The following is a 14,781-nucleotide window of genomic DNA, read 5'->3' on the forward strand; positions in this document are numbered from 1 at the left end:
ATCCAGATGCTCTGTGGCGGCCCCTAGAGTGGGCGACCAATGCCATTGCAGACGTTGGCGTTGCCGATGCTCAAAGGGCTGGTAGGCGTGAGGAAGGCGTCACGCACTGCGGTTTTCCAGGCATATGGCAGCTGTAACAAGAGGTTGTTCTTGATCGCAGTATCGTTGTTGGACAGGACGCCGGGGCCGTAATGACGAGCGAAGAAAGCCCGTACCTGGGAGGTCTGGGTAGCGTCGGCATAGCACTGGCTGAAGATCAGGTTAGTGAAGCCCAGGATCGGGTAGCCACTGGTTGGGTACAGGCGCAAGCTCTTGTCGCCAGGGTTGGCGTCGATATTGGCCTGGGAAGTGAAGACCGGAACCCACAGGTTCTGGTCGCCACGGCTGGCCACGGCAGGTACCGGAATAGCGCCAATAGCGGACGAAATATTGGCCGCAGTTGGCGACATTCCATTGACACGGGCGACCTTGGTCGCATCGCTCAAGCCTTCCAGTGTCGCGGCGGCGTAGGTTGGCCCGATAAAGGTGATTGTGCCGTTCATTGCAGGCAGCGCCTCCATTATCGCTTCGCTGCTATTGGCTGAGCGGGCTCCTGCCGGCAGACCACCCGAATAACTGGACGCGAAATCCGTGGTCACGGCGAAGGTGCCGGTTTCAACGCACTTGGCATTCAGGAAACGGGTGAACAATTCGGTGCTACCGCTTGCGATATTGGGATAAATCACAGTGATCGGACCTGTGCGCCCCGACTCCTTGATTTGTCTCCAATCATTCACCCGGCCTGAAAATATCCCGCATAGATCATTGGTGCTCAGATCCACCTCGGCACTGCCGGCCTTGTTGAATCGAATGGCAATCGCGGTGGCCGCCGACGGCACCTGGATAAGAGGCCCCCAGTCAGTATGGTGAGCCGAGAAATAGTCGCCTACCTCGAAATACTTGAGCTTGGACTCACTCGCTGCCCAATGCACATTCCGATCACTGGGCAGAGAGCTGAGCAGGCTGTAATCATTGCGCAGGAAAGCCGCTTTGTCCCGCCCGCGGTCCATGCCCAGATAAGGCGCAAAACCTGCCGTCAGGACACCCGGCGTCTGGTACAGCTTCGCAGGCAATGTCGAACCAACCCCATTGATATCCGCCTGTGCCTGCTGCATGCACAAGGCTGCGAACAACATCGATGCTATCCACCCTTGATGTTTTGGCATGACCAATCCTCTTGTATGACGAGCGTGAAGCAGGCCGGCCAGCGCGCACGCTATCTGTTCGTGCGCCAGTTCGTCGGGGCCTGAATGAAAAAATCAGCAACGGTCGAAACCGTTGCTGATCCGGGTGTTGCAGTCAGCTGGGAACCAGCCTTACAGCGGACGACCGATGGCGTTGCAAACACTGGCCTGGCCAATGTTCAGGTCGCTGGTGGTGGTGAGGAAAGCCTCACGTACAGCGGTTTTCCAGGCATCTGGCAGCGGCACGAAGCGGTTGTTCTTGATCGCGGTGTCGTTGTTGGACAGAGCGCCGGCACCGTAGTGGCGAGCGAAGAAAGTCCGGACCTGGGAGGTCTGGGTAGCGTCGGCATAGCACTGGCTGAAGATCAGGTTAGTGAAGCCCAGGATCGGGTAGCCGCTGGTTGGGTACAGGCGCAGGCTCTTGTCGCCAGGGTTGGCGTCGATGTTGGCCTGGGAAGTGAAGACCGGAACCCACAGGTTCTGGTCGCCACGGCTGGCCACGGCAGGTACTGGAACAGCGCCGATAGCGGACGAAACGTTGGCAGGAGCTGGCGAAACGCCGGCAACCTTGGCCACCTTGGTAGCATCGTCCAGGCCAGCCAGGCTTGGCGCGGCGTAGTCAGGGCTCATGTAGGTGATGCGACCATCACCAGCGTTCAGCGCGTCCATCACGCCCTGGCTGGTCACAGCGGCCACGGCACCGGCTGGCAAGCCACCCGAGTAGCTGGAAGCGAAGTTGGCGGTCACGGTGAAGGTGCCGGTTTCAGCGCACTTGGCGTTCAGGAAGCGGGTGAACAGCTCGGTGGTGCCGCTGCTTTCGTTGCGGTAGACCACGGTGATCGGACCAGTACGGCCGGCACCAGCGATCTGGCTCCAGTTGTTGACACGGCCCGAGAACACGCCGCACAGGTCGTTGACGCTCAGGTCAACGGCAGCAGTGCCGGCCTTGTTGAATGGAACGGCAACCGAAGTGGCCACCGAAGGCACTTGGATCAGCTTGCCCCAGGCAGCCTGGTGGGCAGTGACGTAGTTGCCCAGCTCAGTGGTGCTGAGTTTGGAATCGCTACCGGCCCAGTGCACGTTCTTGCCGGTGGTGCCGGCCACGAACTTGGTGTAGTCGTTGTTCAGGAAGGCAGCCTTGCCGTTGCCGCTGCCTACGCCGATGTAGGGAGCGAAACCGGCGGTCAGAACGCCAGCGGTCTGGTACAGCGGTTGTGGCAGGGTAGCGCCACCGCCGTTGATGTCAGCCAGTGCAGCCTGTGCCGAGCACAGGGCGGCCAGGGTCAGGGATGCCGCGAGAACATTGCGCTTAAACATGAAGAATCTCCTTTCGTCGTGTTCGTACGTTGGGTGAATAGCTCTTGCATGACGCCATGGCACTGGCCAGAAGCCTTGATCCAGAGGGCTTGATGGGTGAGGCCATGGGGAGAGAAGTTCGCAGCTTCCGGTGACAGTTAAAGGAAAAATGCTCGGGAGAAGCCGGCTGTTTTTGCAAAAGATTCTCGGGTGTTCAGGGCCTTTTTTAAGGCCCTTTTACCCAAGGTGACAGCCAGGTTGCAGACGGTTTCTCCGGCACCAGCGCCAAGCCGTTGCCGGCCGGGCAGGCAAGCCTGGAACATGACAGAACGAGGAACCCGAGGATCCTTATCCTGGGAGTCGGGAGCGTTAGCACCCGGCTGAAAAAAGCTGGCGCCGTCAGCTCACCAGCTGGTTGATCTCGATGATCGGCAGCAGCACCGCCATGACGATCACCAGCACCACGCCGCCCATGACCACGATCATCAGCGGCTCCAGCAGCGCGGTCATGCCCATAGCCCGGCGCTCCAGATCGCTGGACAGGGACTGCGCCGCCCGCTCGAGCATCGGTGGCAAGGCGCCGGTCTTCTCACCGCTGGCGATCAGGTGGATCAACAGCGGCGGAAAGACTTTCTCCACCCGCAGCGCGGCCGCCAGGTTGGCGCCTTCGCGGACCTTGGCCGTGGCCTCGTTGACGCTGTGGCTCAGGCGGTCGTTGGACAGGGTCTGGCGCGCGGCCTCCAGGGCCCGCAACAGCGGCACCCCGGCCCCGCCGAGGATGGCCAGGGTCGAGGCGAAGCGCGCGGTGTTCAGGCCCAGGACAAAGCGCCCGACCAGTGGCAGGCGCAGGATCCGGCTATGCCAATTCAAGCGCGCCTGGGGGTTGCGCAGGTAGATCCGCCAGCCCCAGAACCCGGCCACCAGGGCCGCGAAACACAAGCCGCCCCAGGCGCGGATGAAGTCACTGGCGTTGAGCATCGCCAGGGTCAGCCCTGGCAGATCCTGGCGCGCCTGGGAAAAGGCGCTGACCACCTGGGGCACGACATAGCTCAGGAGGAAGATCACGATGCCGATGGACACCAGGCCCACCACCCCGGGATAGATGAAGGCCGTGAGGATCTTGCCCCGCAGGCCGTTACGCTCCTCGATGTAGTCCGCCAGCCGCTCCATGACCTGGGCCAGGTCGCCGGATTCCTCGCCAGCGGCGATCAGCGCCCGGTAGATCTCCGGAAAATCCCGCGGCCTGGCCGCCAGCGCCTCGGCCAGGCGCATGCCGCTGCGCACATCGGCGCGCACCGCGCTCAGGGTCTGGGCGATATGCTTGCGCTCGGCCTGCTCCACCGTGGCGCTGAGCGCCGCCTCCAGCGGCAGGCTGGCGCCCAGCAGGCTGGCCAATTGGCGGGTCGCCCAGGCCAGGTCGTTGTCCGAGAGCCTGGGGCTGAACAGCCCCCCTGCCCCACCTGCGCCCTGGTTGCCGTCCAGCCGTACGTCCAGGGCCGTCAGGCCCCGGCTGCGCAACGTGGCGAAGGCCGCACCCTGGCTATCGGCCTCCAGGTGCCCGGATTCGATCTTGCCGTGGCTGTCGGCGGCTTCGTAGCGATAACGATTCATCAGGCGTCCCGTGTCACACGAAGGATTTCTTCCGGCGCGGTGGTGCCACTACGTACCCAGCGCTCACCGTCCTCGCGCATGCTGAACATCCCCGCCCGCCGCGCCGAGGCCCTCAGGGCCTGCTCATCCGCGCCCTGGTGGATCAGGCTGCGGATGTCATCGTCGATGCAGAACAGTTCGTGGATGCCGGTACGCCCGCTGTAGCCGATATGGTTGCAGGCCGGGCAACCCACCGGGTGCCAGGTACCAGGATTGGCGGGATCGGGCGCCTTGCATTGGTTGCACAACCGGCGCACCAGGCGCTGGGCCAAGACCCCGAGCATCGACGACGCCAGGAGGAAGGGTTCGACCCCCATGTCGATCAGGCGATTGACCGCCGACACCGCGTCGTTGGTGTGCAGGGTGGCCAGCACCAGGTGCCCGGTGAGGGACGCCTGGACCGCGATCTGTGCGGTTTCCAGGTCACGGATCTCGCCGATCATGATGATGTCCGGGTCCTGGCGCAGGATGGCGCGCAGGGCCAGGGCGAAGGTCATGTCGATCTTGGCGTTGACCTGGATCTGGCTGATACCCGGCAGGTCGTACTCCACCGGGTCCTCCACGGTGAGGATGTTGCTGGTGCTGGCGTCCAGCCGGGCCAGGGCCGCATAGAGGCTGGTGGTCTTGCCGCTGCCGGTGGGCCCGGTGACCAGGACGATGCCGTGGGGCTGGCGGATCAGGCCGTCGAGCCGGGCCAGCAGCGCCGGGTCCATGCCCAGGGTCTCCAGTTGCAGGCGCCCGGCCTGCTTGTCCAGCAAGCGCATCACCACCCGCTCGCCATGACCGGTGGGCACCGTGGACACGCGGATATCGATGGGCCGCCCGGCGACCCGCAAGGCGATCCGGCCGTCCTGGGGCAAGCGTTTCTCGGCGATGTCCAACTGGGCCATGATCTTGATCCGCGACACCAGGGCCCCATGCAGCGCCTTGCGTGGCGAGACCACGTCGCGCAGGGTGCCGTCGACCCGGTAGCGCACCACCGAATGGGTCTCGTAGGGCTCGATATGAATATCGCTGGCCTCGTCCCGCGCCGCCTGGGTGAGCAAGGCGTTGATCATGCGGATCACCGGCGCGCCATCCTGGGTGTCCAGCAGGTCGGTCACCTCCGGCATATCCTGCATCAGCCGGTCCAGGTCGACCTCGTTCTCCGCCGCGCCGACCACCGCCGCGGCGCTGCCGGTGTCGGCATAGGCCGTGGCCAGCAAGCCGTCGAGCTCATCGTCGCGGACCCGCTCCAGGCGCGCCGGACCGAATTGGCGCCGGGCCTCGCTGATGGACCAGCCAGGGGTCGAGGCGCACACCAGCAGCACCGCGCCCTCCTCGTCGTGGCGCAGCAGGATGCGATGGGATTTGGCCCAGGCATAGGGGAGCTGGGAGGTCATCGCCAAACCTCCATCCGTCCAGGAATCCCCGCACGAAGCAGGCCATGACTCGGATCTGGCGCCCGGCTCATTGCACTGGCACCGCGCGGATGGTCGCCCGGATGCCCTGGGGCGCGTCCTGCAACGACACCGGTTGCGCGCCGGGAATGGCCTTGGCCGCCGGAGGCAATTGCGGCATCTGCATGTCCGGCATGGCCCAGCTGTGCTCGGGCTGCAACTGGCCCTGGGCCCGGCGCATGAAGTCGTAGCGATTGAGGGTGATGCTGCGCCCCGCCCCACTGTCACGAATGATGTAGGGCCGCAGGAACACCATCAGGTTGGTCTTGTTGATGCTGCGCTTCTCGTTGCGAAACAGCGCTCCCAACCCCGGGATGCTCGACAGCCACGGCACGGCATCGTTGCTCTGGCTATAGCCATCCTGCAGCAGTCCGCCGAGCACCATGATCTGCCCGTCGTCGAGCAGGATGCTGGTGTCGATCGCGCGCTTCTGGGTGACCGTGCCGGCCGCCACCGAAGCCCGGGCATCGATGCTGCTGACCTCCTGGTAGATGTCCAGCTTGACCGTGCCGCCCTCGGAAATCTGCGGCCGCACATTGAGCTTGAGCCCCACCTCCTCGCGCTGCACCGTCTGGAACGGGTTGTTGCTGTTGCCACCGCCGCCGGTGACATAGCTGCCGGTGACGAAGGGGATGGTCTGGCCGACAAAAATGCTCGCGGCCTCGTTGTCCAGGGTCAGAAGGTTCGGCGTCGACAGCACGTTGGAGCCGCCCTTGCTCTTGAGCGCCCGGGCCAGGACCTTGAGGTCCAGGACCTTGCCGATCCCCGGGATGTCCACGGTGCCATTGACCACGCCGATGTTCAGGCCCTTGGGCAACACGTCGATGCTGGTCTTGCTGCCCGGGTTGCCCACCACGCCGCTGCCGCCGAGGTTGACCCCGCCAAAACCACCCTTGCCCCCCAGGTTGCCGGCCTGCCACTGCACGCCGAATTCGTTGGCATCGTCTTCATTGACCTCGACGATCAGGCTCTCGATCACCACCTGGGCCCGGCGCTGGTCCAGTTGGTCGATCACTTCCCGCAGGTTGCGATACAGCGGGTCCGGCGCGGAAATCAACAGGGTGTTGGTGGTGGCGTCGGCCTGGATGGTCACGCCACCGGCGCTGAAGGCGGTGTTCTGGTCGTTCTGCTGGCCATTGCTACCCAGGCCGCTGCTACTGCTGCCGCCCTGGCCATAACCCTTGCTACTGCTACTGCTGTTACCCAGGCTGGAGCTGGTGCTGGCGCCGCTGGTACTGCCCGCCTGGCTACTGCCTTGGCTGGCGCCGGTGCCGCCGCCCATGCCGCTGAGCATGGCCCGGGCGCCATCGTTGCTGGAGCTGTCGCTTTCCCCGGTGAGCAGGCCGCGCAGGGCCTGGGCCAGCTTGCCGGCCTGGGCATTGCGCAGGTACACCACGTGCAGGTTGCTGGGGTTGCTCTGGGCGTTGTCCAGCTTGTAGATCAGGTTGCGCGCAAGCTCAGTGCGCTCGGGGCTGCCGGCGCGGATGATGATGGAGTTGGAACGCGGATCGCCGATCACGCTGATCTTCTGGGTCTGGTCGCTGCCCTGGGTCTCCAGCAACTCGGAGACCATGGTGGCGATGTCCACGGCGATGCCGTTCTGCACCGCCACCACATCGGTGTCGATGGCGCTCGGGGTGTCGATGCCACTGATGATCTGCGCCACCCGCTGCAGGTTCTCGGCGTAATCGGTGACCACGATGGTGTTGTTGCCCGGGTAGGCATTGATCGGGTTGTTGGGCGAAACGATCGGCCGCAGCACCGGGATCAGGTTCACCGCGTTTTCGTACTGCAGGCGGAAGGTGCGGGTCAGCATGCCGTTGCCCGCCGGCTTGTCGGCGCTGTAGATCGGTCCACCCAGCAGCTTGGCATCGGCCTCGGGCACCACCTGGGCCACGCCGCCGACATCGACCACACTGAAGCCTTGCATGCGCAGGGCCGCCAGCAACATGTCATAGGCCTGGTGCGCGGGCACCTGGCCTTCGCTGACCAGGGTCAGGTTGCCCTTGACCCTGGGGTCCACCAGGAATTGTTGGCCGGTGGAACGGGACAGGGCCCGCACCACGGCCTGGATATCGGCCTCGACGAAGTTCAACTGCACCGGCTGGTCGCCCAGGGGATTGCGCGGCACGCTGGTGCTACGCGAAGCCCCCGAGGCCCGGTTGCTGGTGACCGGATGCACGACCTTGGGACGCTGGGCCTGTTGCGCTTGCAAGCGCTGGCGGTCAGCCAGGACATCGCCACCACGCCGGGTATCGGCCAGGGGTTGGCCCAGTTCACTGTCCACCAACAAGGGCGGTGGCGTGGTGGATTGGGTATTGCTGCAAGCCCCCAGCGCCAGCAGCAGGAAAGGTGCAGCCTTGCGACACTGGCGCACGTAGATGGAACCTGACCACTTCATGAAGCTTCCTTAGCGCCCTGCGCCTGATCCATGCGAACGGTCCCGGACAGTGTGCCTGCCGAGTCATCGGCGGCGGCCTCGGCTGCGCGTTGCAGACGAGCCTCCACCACCTGCAGTGAAAGCTGCCGGGGAGCCCCTAGCAGCCAGCCGACCACAGCATCTGCCGGGGCCTGCTCAAAGGTCAGCCGCCAGCTCTCGGGGCCGGCTTCATCAGGTTGTTGCAACTGGTAGCGATCCTTCAGGCCGGCCTGGTCCAGGGTCTGGCGCAAGGACTGCTCAAGGCTCCCCCCGGCGCTATCGCCAGCGCCTGGCGCGACCTCATGCAGCAGTACCTCCAGGGCCTCGGCCTGGGAGCGCAGCTTGGGCGTCTCGGCCTGCCAGTATTCGATCTTGCGCAGCGGCGGCTGGATCAACAGCAACCACAACAACAAGGCCAGCAGCCCCGCGGCAGTGCCGGCCAGCAAGCGTTTCTCCCGCAGGGCCAGGCCATTCCAATGGCCCAGGGCCTGGGCCTGCAGGCGCGACCAGCGCGCCCGGTACGTTGCCAGCATGGCCTTACTCATCATCGTCTCTCCCGGCGCTCTCGTGCTCCCCGGTCGGCTGCCCGCCTGGGACCAGGCTCCAACCGTTGGCCTCACGCTGCACGCTATAGCCCGCCTGGGCCAAGGCGCCCTGCCAGGTGTCATCGGCGGTCATGGGGGTATCGGGCAGCAGTTCAAGTTGCAGACGCTCCTGGGCGAACGTCAGGCGCTGCACACTGCCGACCATGAATGGCATGGCGCTTGCGGCCTGTAGCAGCAGGTTGGCAAACCCCTGGTTCGGCTCGGCCGAGTTGCCACTCTGGCGTGCAGCCAGCTGCTGGCGCGCCTGCTGCAGGGGATTGAGGACCACCGGCAATTCGGGGAACACCTGCCGTACTCGCAGGTTCATCTGGGTCTTGAGCCGCTGCCCCTGCTCGGCTTCACGGGCGGCATACAGGTTGAGCCCCGCCACCCAGACCACCACCGCCAGGGCGCAGCAACCCAGGGCCCGCCCCCAGCCCTTGGCGGCGACCCGGCCAGTGGCCGCTCCTGCGTGCAGGCTCCAGGCCGGGGCCGGGCCGCTCCAGCGTTGTTCGCTCGCCAGATGCTGGGCGATACCCGGTGGGGCTTCATGGCCGATCCAGCAAGGTTCGCCGGCCGTACTGCGCAGCTGCTCCAGGGCTTCCTGCCACTGCGGCTGCGCTGGCGGCTCCTGGCCACCCTCCGGCCGGGGCTGCGGCAGCAAGGGCTGCACACTGCCCTGCCCGGCGCTGTACCGCAGGACCAACTGGCCATCCACCAGGCACAGGTTCACCTGCGCCGGAGCCGGTACGGCCAAGGCATAAGGGGCCGGATACAGCCCCTGGAGCTTGAGCCCGGCCCGCTCCAGTTCACAGCCCAAGGCCTGCAGGCGCTCCCGTGGCAGCCAGCCCAGCACCACTTGCCCGGCCGAGTCCCGCGGGCCGTGGGCCACATGCATCTGCTCGAGGGGCCCCAGGATCAATGCCTGGGCGGCACAGGTCACCGCGGCCTTGATCCTGGCCGCCGGCAGTTGCGGCAGTTCGATGCTGGTCAGCAGGCTGTCTTGCGGATGCAGGAAGCACTCCACTGGCAGCGGCCTGGCGCCCTTGCCCAAGGCCCCCAGTTGCCCGAGCGGGCAGCGACCGGTTTCCACCACCCGCGATGCACGATCCAGGCGGGCGAAGTCCACCTGGGATTGCCAGGGCTGTTCGCTCGGGCCCAGTTCCGCCAGGGACGGCAAGGCGATGCGCAGGCGATTCATGCTCCCACCCGCGACCAGATCACCTGGGGCATGCGGTCCTCGGGCCGGTGCAACAAGGCTTGCAGGCTCACCCGGCGTTGATCGCGGCGTGCCTGTCCCTGGAGCAGGAACCATTCACTGGTGATACCGACCCGGATCTGCTCCACCGCCACTTCCGGCATGCGCAAACGGTTGACGAAATCGCCACGGTTGATGAACCAGTGCCCGGCATCGCGCTCCGCCACCAAGGCCTTGGCCCGCGACAACGCCAGCCCCGGGACCACCGCGGCCAATACTTCGGCCGGGGCGGTATTGCCATTGACCCAGGTATTGCCCGGCAGCACGCTGACATAGCGGGAAAGACGCGCCAGCATGGCATCGCTCATGCCCTGCAGGCCCTGCAATTCCTCCACGCTGCGCAGCATCGGCTGTCGGGGCGGCAGGATCTGTTCGGCTGCGCCTGGCGACGTCAGGCGGCCGCTGTTGAAAGCACCACGAGTACTGCTGGTGGCCTGTGAATTGCCCAGGCGTTGCGGGTAGGACGCGATCACTCGCTGGCTGATGCGACGGCTCAGGGCCGTATCGATCCCCAGGGACTGGCACAAGAGCTCGAAGCTTTGCAGTTGCACGGCATCCACCTCGCCCTGGAACACCAGGTTGCGCAAGTTGAACTTGCCTTGCTGGTCCTGCAGGCGGCCTTGGAACGCCCCGTTGAAGCCCCCTAGCGCCTGGTCGCCGATGGGCTGCGCCCAGGCCTGGTCGAGACGGGTCAGGACGTCACGCTGGCGCGCATCCCAGAGCAACAGGCGGCTGTACTCCAGGCCACCCTGCAACACCCCGGTGCCGAGGACCCGCCCTTGCTCGGCTTCCACGGTGCGCATGAATGAGGTCTGGCGGGTGAGCATGGCGCCCGCGATCACCGCCACCACGGCGGCGATCAGCAAGGCACTGATGATGGCCATGCCACGCTGCTTCGCCACACTGGGCGAACGGCTGTTCATGACCGGCCTTACAGCTGCCAGGAGCCGATGTCGGCATTCACGCCTTCGCCATCGGGCTGGCCATCGGCCCCGAGGGAGAACACATCGACCTCACCGTTGGCCCCCGGATTGAGGTAGTGGTAAGGACGGCCCCAGGGGTCGTTGGGCAGACGCTCCAGGTATGAACGCCAGTTGCTGTCCTTGGCATTGGCCGGGCGCTCCACCAGTACCTTCAGGCCCTGGTTCATGCTGGGATAGGTGCCATGGTCGAGGCGATACAGCTTCAGCGCCTGCATCAGTCCGGCGATGTCCTGCTTGGCCGCCGTGGCCCGGGCCTGGTCGGGACGATCCAGGACCTTGGGCACCACCATGGCGGCCAGGATCCCGAGGATCACCACCACCACCATGATCTCGATCAGGGTAAAACCACGCTGGGCACGCGGGCGTCGCCGGTGGGCCGGCTGGGTCACTGCCCCCTGTCGCGTCGCCATGGCGGCGGCGCCCGGAGCGTCCTGCTCCGGCCGCAGCGAGCCACCACAGGCCTCGGGGGGGGACGTTACATGCGCGATATCCATCTCGACATTCCTTGGCTTGAGTTCGATTCGTGGCGCAGTGTTGCAAGAAGATATGTCAGTGATATTGAAAAACCTCGGGAGTTTCGGTCGCCATTCGGTCAAGCCCGAGGACTAGTCTGCGAGGCTGTCCTCCGGTATCGAGCGGCCCATGCGAGCTGTGCCCAAACAAGCGGGATTCACCCTGATCGAGGTGCTGGTGGCATTGGCCATCATTGCCGTGGCCATGTCGGCCGCCGTACGTGTGGCGGGGCTGATGACCCAGGGCAACGGCCTGTTGCGGGACAAATCCGTGGCCTTGCTGGCGGCCCAGAGTCGCCTGGCGGAGTTGCGCCTGGAGGGTGGCTTGGCGACCGGGATGAAAAACCTCGAATGCGACCAGGGCCGGCTCAAGCTGCGTTGCGAGCAGGCCATTGTCGCCAGCACCACGCCTGGGTTGTTGCGGGTCAGTGTGCAGGTGCGCGATCGCAGCCGCGAGGCGCCGCCCCTGGCTCGCCTGGAGACCCTGATCAGCCGGCCAACGGTGCCGCGCCAGTGAGCCCTAGCGGGTCAACCTTGGCAGGCTCGGCGAGTCCGGCAGCTTGCTGACCTTGACTTGCGAACGCTGCCCACCGCGCTCGATCAGCACCCCGTCGGCCTCCACTGCCACCAATTGCACACCCTGGGTCAGCCGCTCGCCAGCCAGGAAGCTGCGCGGCGGCCCATCGTTCAGGCTGAGGATGGCCACCGCGCCACGGGCTCCAGCCATGACCCCGGACACCTTGATGTCCACTTGCACCGGCTGGTTGGCAAACCACTGCAAGGCCGGACTGTCGGAGCGCGCAGCCTGGGCCTGGGGCGCGGCGGTGGGTGTGCGGGATTCGGCCGGAGTCAGCAACAGCGACGACCAGGTGCCGACTCCGGCCAGGGCCACCAGCAGGGCGGCGTACTGCAATACCTGGGGAACAGAGAAACGCAGGGCGAATGGCATGGGCAGAACCTCCTGTTTGTCCATGCCAGCAGCCTACAGGTCAAATTTCACGGTTTTATTTCACTAGATCATCATCTGCCTCGGGCAGCCTGGAACCCTCGCCAAGGAGTGCAATGCGATGCGGGTTTATCAACAACAGGGCTTTACCCTGATCGAGCTGATGGTCGTGCTGGTGATCATCGGCATCGCCAGTGCGGCCGTGGGCTTGAGCATCAAGCCTGATCCGCTGCAATCCCTGCGCAAGGACGCCGAGCGCCTGGCGCAACTGCTGCAAGTGGCCCAGGCCGAGGCCCGTGCCGATGGCCGTAGCATCACCTGGCGGGCCAATGCCAAGGGCTTTGCCTTCAACCGCTACGACGAGACCGGCCAGGGCATCGATGACTTTCGCCAGGACAGCCAGTTGCGACCGCGGAACTGGGACACGCCCTCCATGCAGGTACGCATCGAGCCCAGGCCACGCCTGGTGCTCAATGCCGAATGGATCAACCCGCCGCTGCAGGTGGTGCTTTCCGATGGCCAGCACAGCCTGCAGGTCGAGCGCACGGCAGCGGGCCAATTAAGGGTGGTGGAGCGGCCATGAACAGTCGCCAGGAAGGTTTCACCCTGATCGAGGTGATGGTGGCGATCATGCTCATGGCGGTGGTCAGCCTGATTGCCTGGCGTGGCCTGGACAGCGTGACTCGCGCCGACGGCCACCTCAAGGCCGGTACCGAGCAGACCGAGGAACTGCTGCGCACCCTCAACCAACTGGAACGCGATGTAGCCTTGCGAGCCAGCACCGAACTGCGCGAGCCCAACCTCAGCGAGGGCGACACCGCCGAGCCCGAAGGCCCGCCGCCCTTGAGCGTGCGCAGCTCCGACAGCAAGGGGTTTGCCCTGGAGATCATCCGCAGCGCCGCCGCACCGGACATTGGCCTGCAACGGGTGCGTTGGTGGATCAAGGGCGACACCTTGTATCGTGCGGTGGCCGAACCCCGGGATCGCTACCCGTTGCCGGCCCCCCGCAATGGCGTCGCGGTGCTGGGCCGGGTCAGCGACCTGCAGGTTCGCGTCTGGAACCCCGACAAGGGCTGGCGCCAACTGAGCGGCAATCGCCAGGACAACCCTGTGGGCCTGGAGATCCGCCTGGTGCGCCAGACGCCCCAGGGCGAGGAGCGCTACCGCCAGGTGCTGGGCCCGCTGGAATGAGGCCAGCTGCCAGGGATTGCAGCGGCTGCGACTCGAGCCGCCTGTAGATACCGTCTTGCCCGTTACCGGGCAAGCGCCAATTTCGGGTCATAAGGATGACCCGACTTGAGCACGCCAAATACGATGTGCAGCATCTTGCGCATCACTGCACAGACGATCTGCTTGCCCGCTTTACCCTTGGCGCGCAGCCGCTCTTTCATCGCCATGAGGGGCTCACTCATGTTCATGGCGGTGATGCTGGGTAGGTACAACGCTCGGCGGATACGCCCCGAACCAGCCTTGCTGATCAGCGTGCGGCCCTTGAATTTGCCGGATTCGGCCAACTGCGGATTCAACCCCGCAAACGAGACTACGGCCCGGGCGCTACGAAACTCCTTGAGATCGCCCAGTTCGGCCAGGATCACTGACGCGGTCTTCTCGCCGATACCGTCGATGCTCAACAGCAGATCCCGTTTGCCCCGCAAGTCGGGATCATCGTCGACATGCTGCTTGATCATCTGGCGGGTCTGGACGATGTCTTTTTCGATGTGGCTGATGTGCGACTGGATCGATTCCTGAACCACCGTATCCGCCACTTCCTGGCGATTACGTTCCATCTGCAGCATCTCCTGCAGGTCGTCCAGGCGTCGCAGCAGGACCCGTAGCCGGCGGATCGCCACAGGCTCCGGCGCCCAGGGCGTCAAGGGTGACTCGTGCTTGGCCTGGGCAAAGGCGGCCAGCAACTTGGCGTCCACCTTGTCGGTCTTGTAGTTGATTCCTTCGCTTTTCTTGAAGTAATGGACCCGGGCTGGGTTGACCACGATGACTTCGTAACCCTGGTGGTACAGGTGCTCTGCCAGGGCTTCGTGATAAACGCTGGTGGCTTCCATGACGACCCTGGCGTCGGGCTGCGCATGCAACTTGAGCCACTGGTCGAGCTGGGCGAAGCCCTCGGCATTGTTGGGAATCTTGCCGCGTGTGCGGTACTTGCCGTTGGGCAGAGGCGTGGCGACATCGAATGTGTTCTTGGCGATATCGATCCCGATGACGTTAGACATATTCTCTTCCTCGTATGCGCGGGTTGAGGATCATCCATCACTCGGTCTCAGCCTTGTTGATGCGAGCTACCGTGCGATGCAGGGCTCAGGATACCGTTCGGACTTAGCGAGTGAGGTTGAAGAGGAGGAGCTCAATCTACAGTGCAGGCTCAAGGCCTTAGCCGCTGCCCGGCTTCATTCCTCTTCCTCGATGATCAGTCGAGAACTATCGCGTGTGTAGACGCGATAGTCGAGATACAAGTC

The 14,781-nt window shown here is 64.9% G+C and carries 14 protein-coding genes; 3 read left to right on the forward strand and 11 right to left on the reverse strand.

Features of this window, described 5'->3' with window-relative positions:
* Window positions 1-23 precede the first annotated feature (23 nt).
* The 9 genes from I9018_RS17485 to gspG form a co-directional block, all read right to left on the reverse strand.
* Window positions 24-1,205, reverse strand: coding sequence for a substrate-binding domain-containing protein (locus tag I9018_RS17485; RefSeq protein WP_241107009.1), 1,182 nt, complete (start codon window positions 1,203-1,205; stop codon window positions 24-26).
* A 150-nt stretch (window positions 1,206-1,355) separates the two neighbouring features.
* Window positions 1,356-2,540 carry a substrate-binding domain-containing protein gene (locus I9018_RS17490; protein WP_241107010.1) on the reverse strand — a complete coding sequence of 395 codons (1,185 nt, stop codon included), beginning with the start codon at window positions 2,538-2,540 and terminating at the stop codon, window positions 1,356-1,358.
* Between the two features lie 378 nt (window positions 2,541-2,918).
* Entirely contained in the window at window positions 2,919-4,130 is a 1,212-nt protein-coding gene (gspF, locus tag I9018_RS17495; protein WP_068588917.1) for a type II secretion system inner membrane protein GspF, read from the reverse strand.
* Complete coding sequence (gene gspE, locus I9018_RS17500; protein ID WP_124347784.1) at window positions 4,130-5,551, reverse strand: type II secretion system ATPase GspE; 1,422 nt, start codon at window positions 5,549-5,551, stop codon at window positions 4,130-4,132. Before gspE ends, gspF begins: the two co-directional genes overlap by 1 nt.
* A gap of 67 nt (window positions 5,552-5,618) precedes the next feature.
* On the reverse strand, window positions 5,619-8,009 hold the full coding sequence (gene gspD / locus I9018_RS17505; protein WP_241107011.1) for a type II secretion system secretin GspD: 2,391 nt from the start codon (window positions 8,007-8,009) through the stop codon (window positions 5,619-5,621).
* Complete coding sequence (gene gspM / locus I9018_RS17510) at window positions 8,006-8,572, reverse strand: type II secretion system protein GspM (protein WP_241110164.1); 567 nt, start codon at window positions 8,570-8,572, stop codon at window positions 8,006-8,008. Before gspM ends, gspD begins: the two co-directional genes overlap by 4 nt.
* Entirely contained in the window at window positions 8,565-9,812 is a 1,248-nt protein-coding gene (gene gspL, locus I9018_RS17515) for a type II secretion system protein GspL (protein WP_241107012.1), read from the reverse strand. The genes gspM and gspL overlap by 8 nt, the downstream gene beginning before the upstream one ends.
* Window positions 9,809-10,792, reverse strand: coding sequence for a type II secretion system minor pseudopilin GspK (gene gspK / locus I9018_RS17520; protein WP_241107013.1), 984 nt, complete (start codon window positions 10,790-10,792; stop codon window positions 9,809-9,811). The genes gspL and gspK overlap by 4 nt, the downstream gene beginning before the upstream one ends.
* A gap of 8 nt (window positions 10,793-10,800) precedes the next feature.
* Window positions 10,801-11,262: a type II secretion system major pseudopilin GspG gene (gene gspG / locus I9018_RS17525; RefSeq protein ID WP_068588952.1), complete on the reverse strand. Its 462-nt coding sequence runs from the start codon at window positions 11,260-11,262 to the stop codon at window positions 10,801-10,803.
* Window positions 11,263-11,494: 232 nt separating this feature from the next.
* Between gspG and gspI the strand changes: the two genes are divergently transcribed.
* Window positions 11,495-11,881 (forward strand): type II secretion system minor pseudopilin GspI, encoded by a 387-nt coding sequence (gspI, locus tag I9018_RS17530; protein ID WP_068588936.1) that lies wholly within the window; start codon window positions 11,495-11,497, stop codon window positions 11,879-11,881.
* Between the two features lie 3 nt (window positions 11,882-11,884).
* On the opposite strand, the gene I9018_RS17535 is transcribed toward gspI, so the two are convergent.
* Window positions 11,885-12,313, reverse strand: coding sequence for a type II secretion system protein N (locus tag I9018_RS17535; protein WP_241107014.1), 429 nt, complete (start codon window positions 12,311-12,313; stop codon window positions 11,885-11,887).
* A gap of 118 nt (window positions 12,314-12,431) precedes the next feature.
* Here I9018_RS17535 and gspH point away from each other — a divergent pair, with 118 nt between their 5' ends.
* Window positions 12,432-12,893: a type II secretion system minor pseudopilin GspH gene (gene gspH, locus I9018_RS17540; RefSeq protein ID WP_068588942.1), complete on the forward strand. Its 462-nt coding sequence runs from the start codon at window positions 12,432-12,434 to the stop codon at window positions 12,891-12,893.
* On the forward strand, window positions 12,890-13,501 hold the full coding sequence (locus I9018_RS17545) for a prepilin-type N-terminal cleavage/methylation domain-containing protein (RefSeq protein ID WP_241107015.1): 612 nt from the start codon (window positions 12,890-12,892) through the stop codon (window positions 13,499-13,501). Before gspH ends, I9018_RS17545 begins: the two co-directional genes overlap by 4 nt.
* A 62-nt stretch (window positions 13,502-13,563) precedes the next feature.
* On the opposite strand, the gene I9018_RS17550 is transcribed toward I9018_RS17545, so the two are convergent.
* On the reverse strand, window positions 13,564-14,538 hold the full coding sequence (locus I9018_RS17550; RefSeq protein ID WP_241106977.1) for a transposase: 975 nt from the start codon (window positions 14,536-14,538) through the stop codon (window positions 13,564-13,566).
* Window positions 14,539-14,781 lie beyond the last annotated feature (243 nt).

The sequence above is a fragment of the Pseudomonas sp. MPFS genome, from assembly GCF_022537035.1.
GTDB lineage: Bacteria > Pseudomonadota > Gammaproteobacteria > Pseudomonadales > Pseudomonadaceae > Aquipseudomonas > Aquipseudomonas sessilinigenes.

Coding starts and splice junctions, on each gene's coding strand:
- I9018_RS17485 (WP_241107009.1), bottom strand. CDS start 1,205: ATGCCAAAACATCAAGGGTGGATAGCATCGATGTTGTTCGCAGCCTTG.
- I9018_RS17490 (WP_241107010.1), bottom strand. CDS start 2,540: ATGTTTAAGCGCAATGTTCTCGCGGCATCCCTGACCCTGGCCGCCCTG.
- gspF (WP_068588917.1), bottom strand. CDS start 4,130: ATGAATCGTTATCGCTACGAAGCCGCCGACAGCCACGGCAAGATCGAA.
- gspE (WP_124347784.1), bottom strand. CDS start 5,551: ATGACCTCCCAGCTCCCCTATGCCTGGGCCAAATCCCATCGCATCCTG.
- gspD (WP_241107011.1), bottom strand. CDS start 8,009: ATGAAGTGGTCAGGTTCCATCTACGTGCGCCAGTGTCGCAAGGCTGCA.
- gspM (WP_241110164.1), bottom strand. CDS start 8,572: ATGAGTAAGGCCATGCTGGCAACGTACCGGGCGCGCTGGTCGCGCCTG.
- gspL (WP_241107012.1), bottom strand. CDS start 9,812: ATGAATCGCCTGCGCATCGCCTTGCCGTCCCTGGCGGAACTGGGCCCG.
- gspK (WP_241107013.1), bottom strand. CDS start 10,792: ATGAACAGCCGTTCGCCCAGTGTGGCGAAGCAGCGTGGCATGGCCATC.
- gspG (WP_068588952.1), bottom strand. CDS start 11,262: ATGGCGACGCGACAGGGGGCAGTGACCCAGCCGGCCCACCGGCGACGC.
- gspI (WP_068588936.1), top strand. CDS start 11,495: ATGCGAGCTGTGCCCAAACAAGCGGGATTCACCCTGATCGAGGTGCTG.
- I9018_RS17535 (WP_241107014.1), bottom strand. CDS start 12,313: ATGCCATTCGCCCTGCGTTTCTCTGTTCCCCAGGTATTGCAGTACGCC.
- gspH (WP_068588942.1), top strand. CDS start 12,432: ATGCGGGTTTATCAACAACAGGGCTTTACCCTGATCGAGCTGATGGTC.
- I9018_RS17545 (WP_241107015.1), top strand. CDS start 12,890: ATGAACAGTCGCCAGGAAGGTTTCACCCTGATCGAGGTGATGGTGGCG.
- I9018_RS17550 (WP_241106977.1), bottom strand. CDS start 14,538: ATGTCTAACGTCATCGGGATCGATATCGCCAAGAACACATTCGATGTC.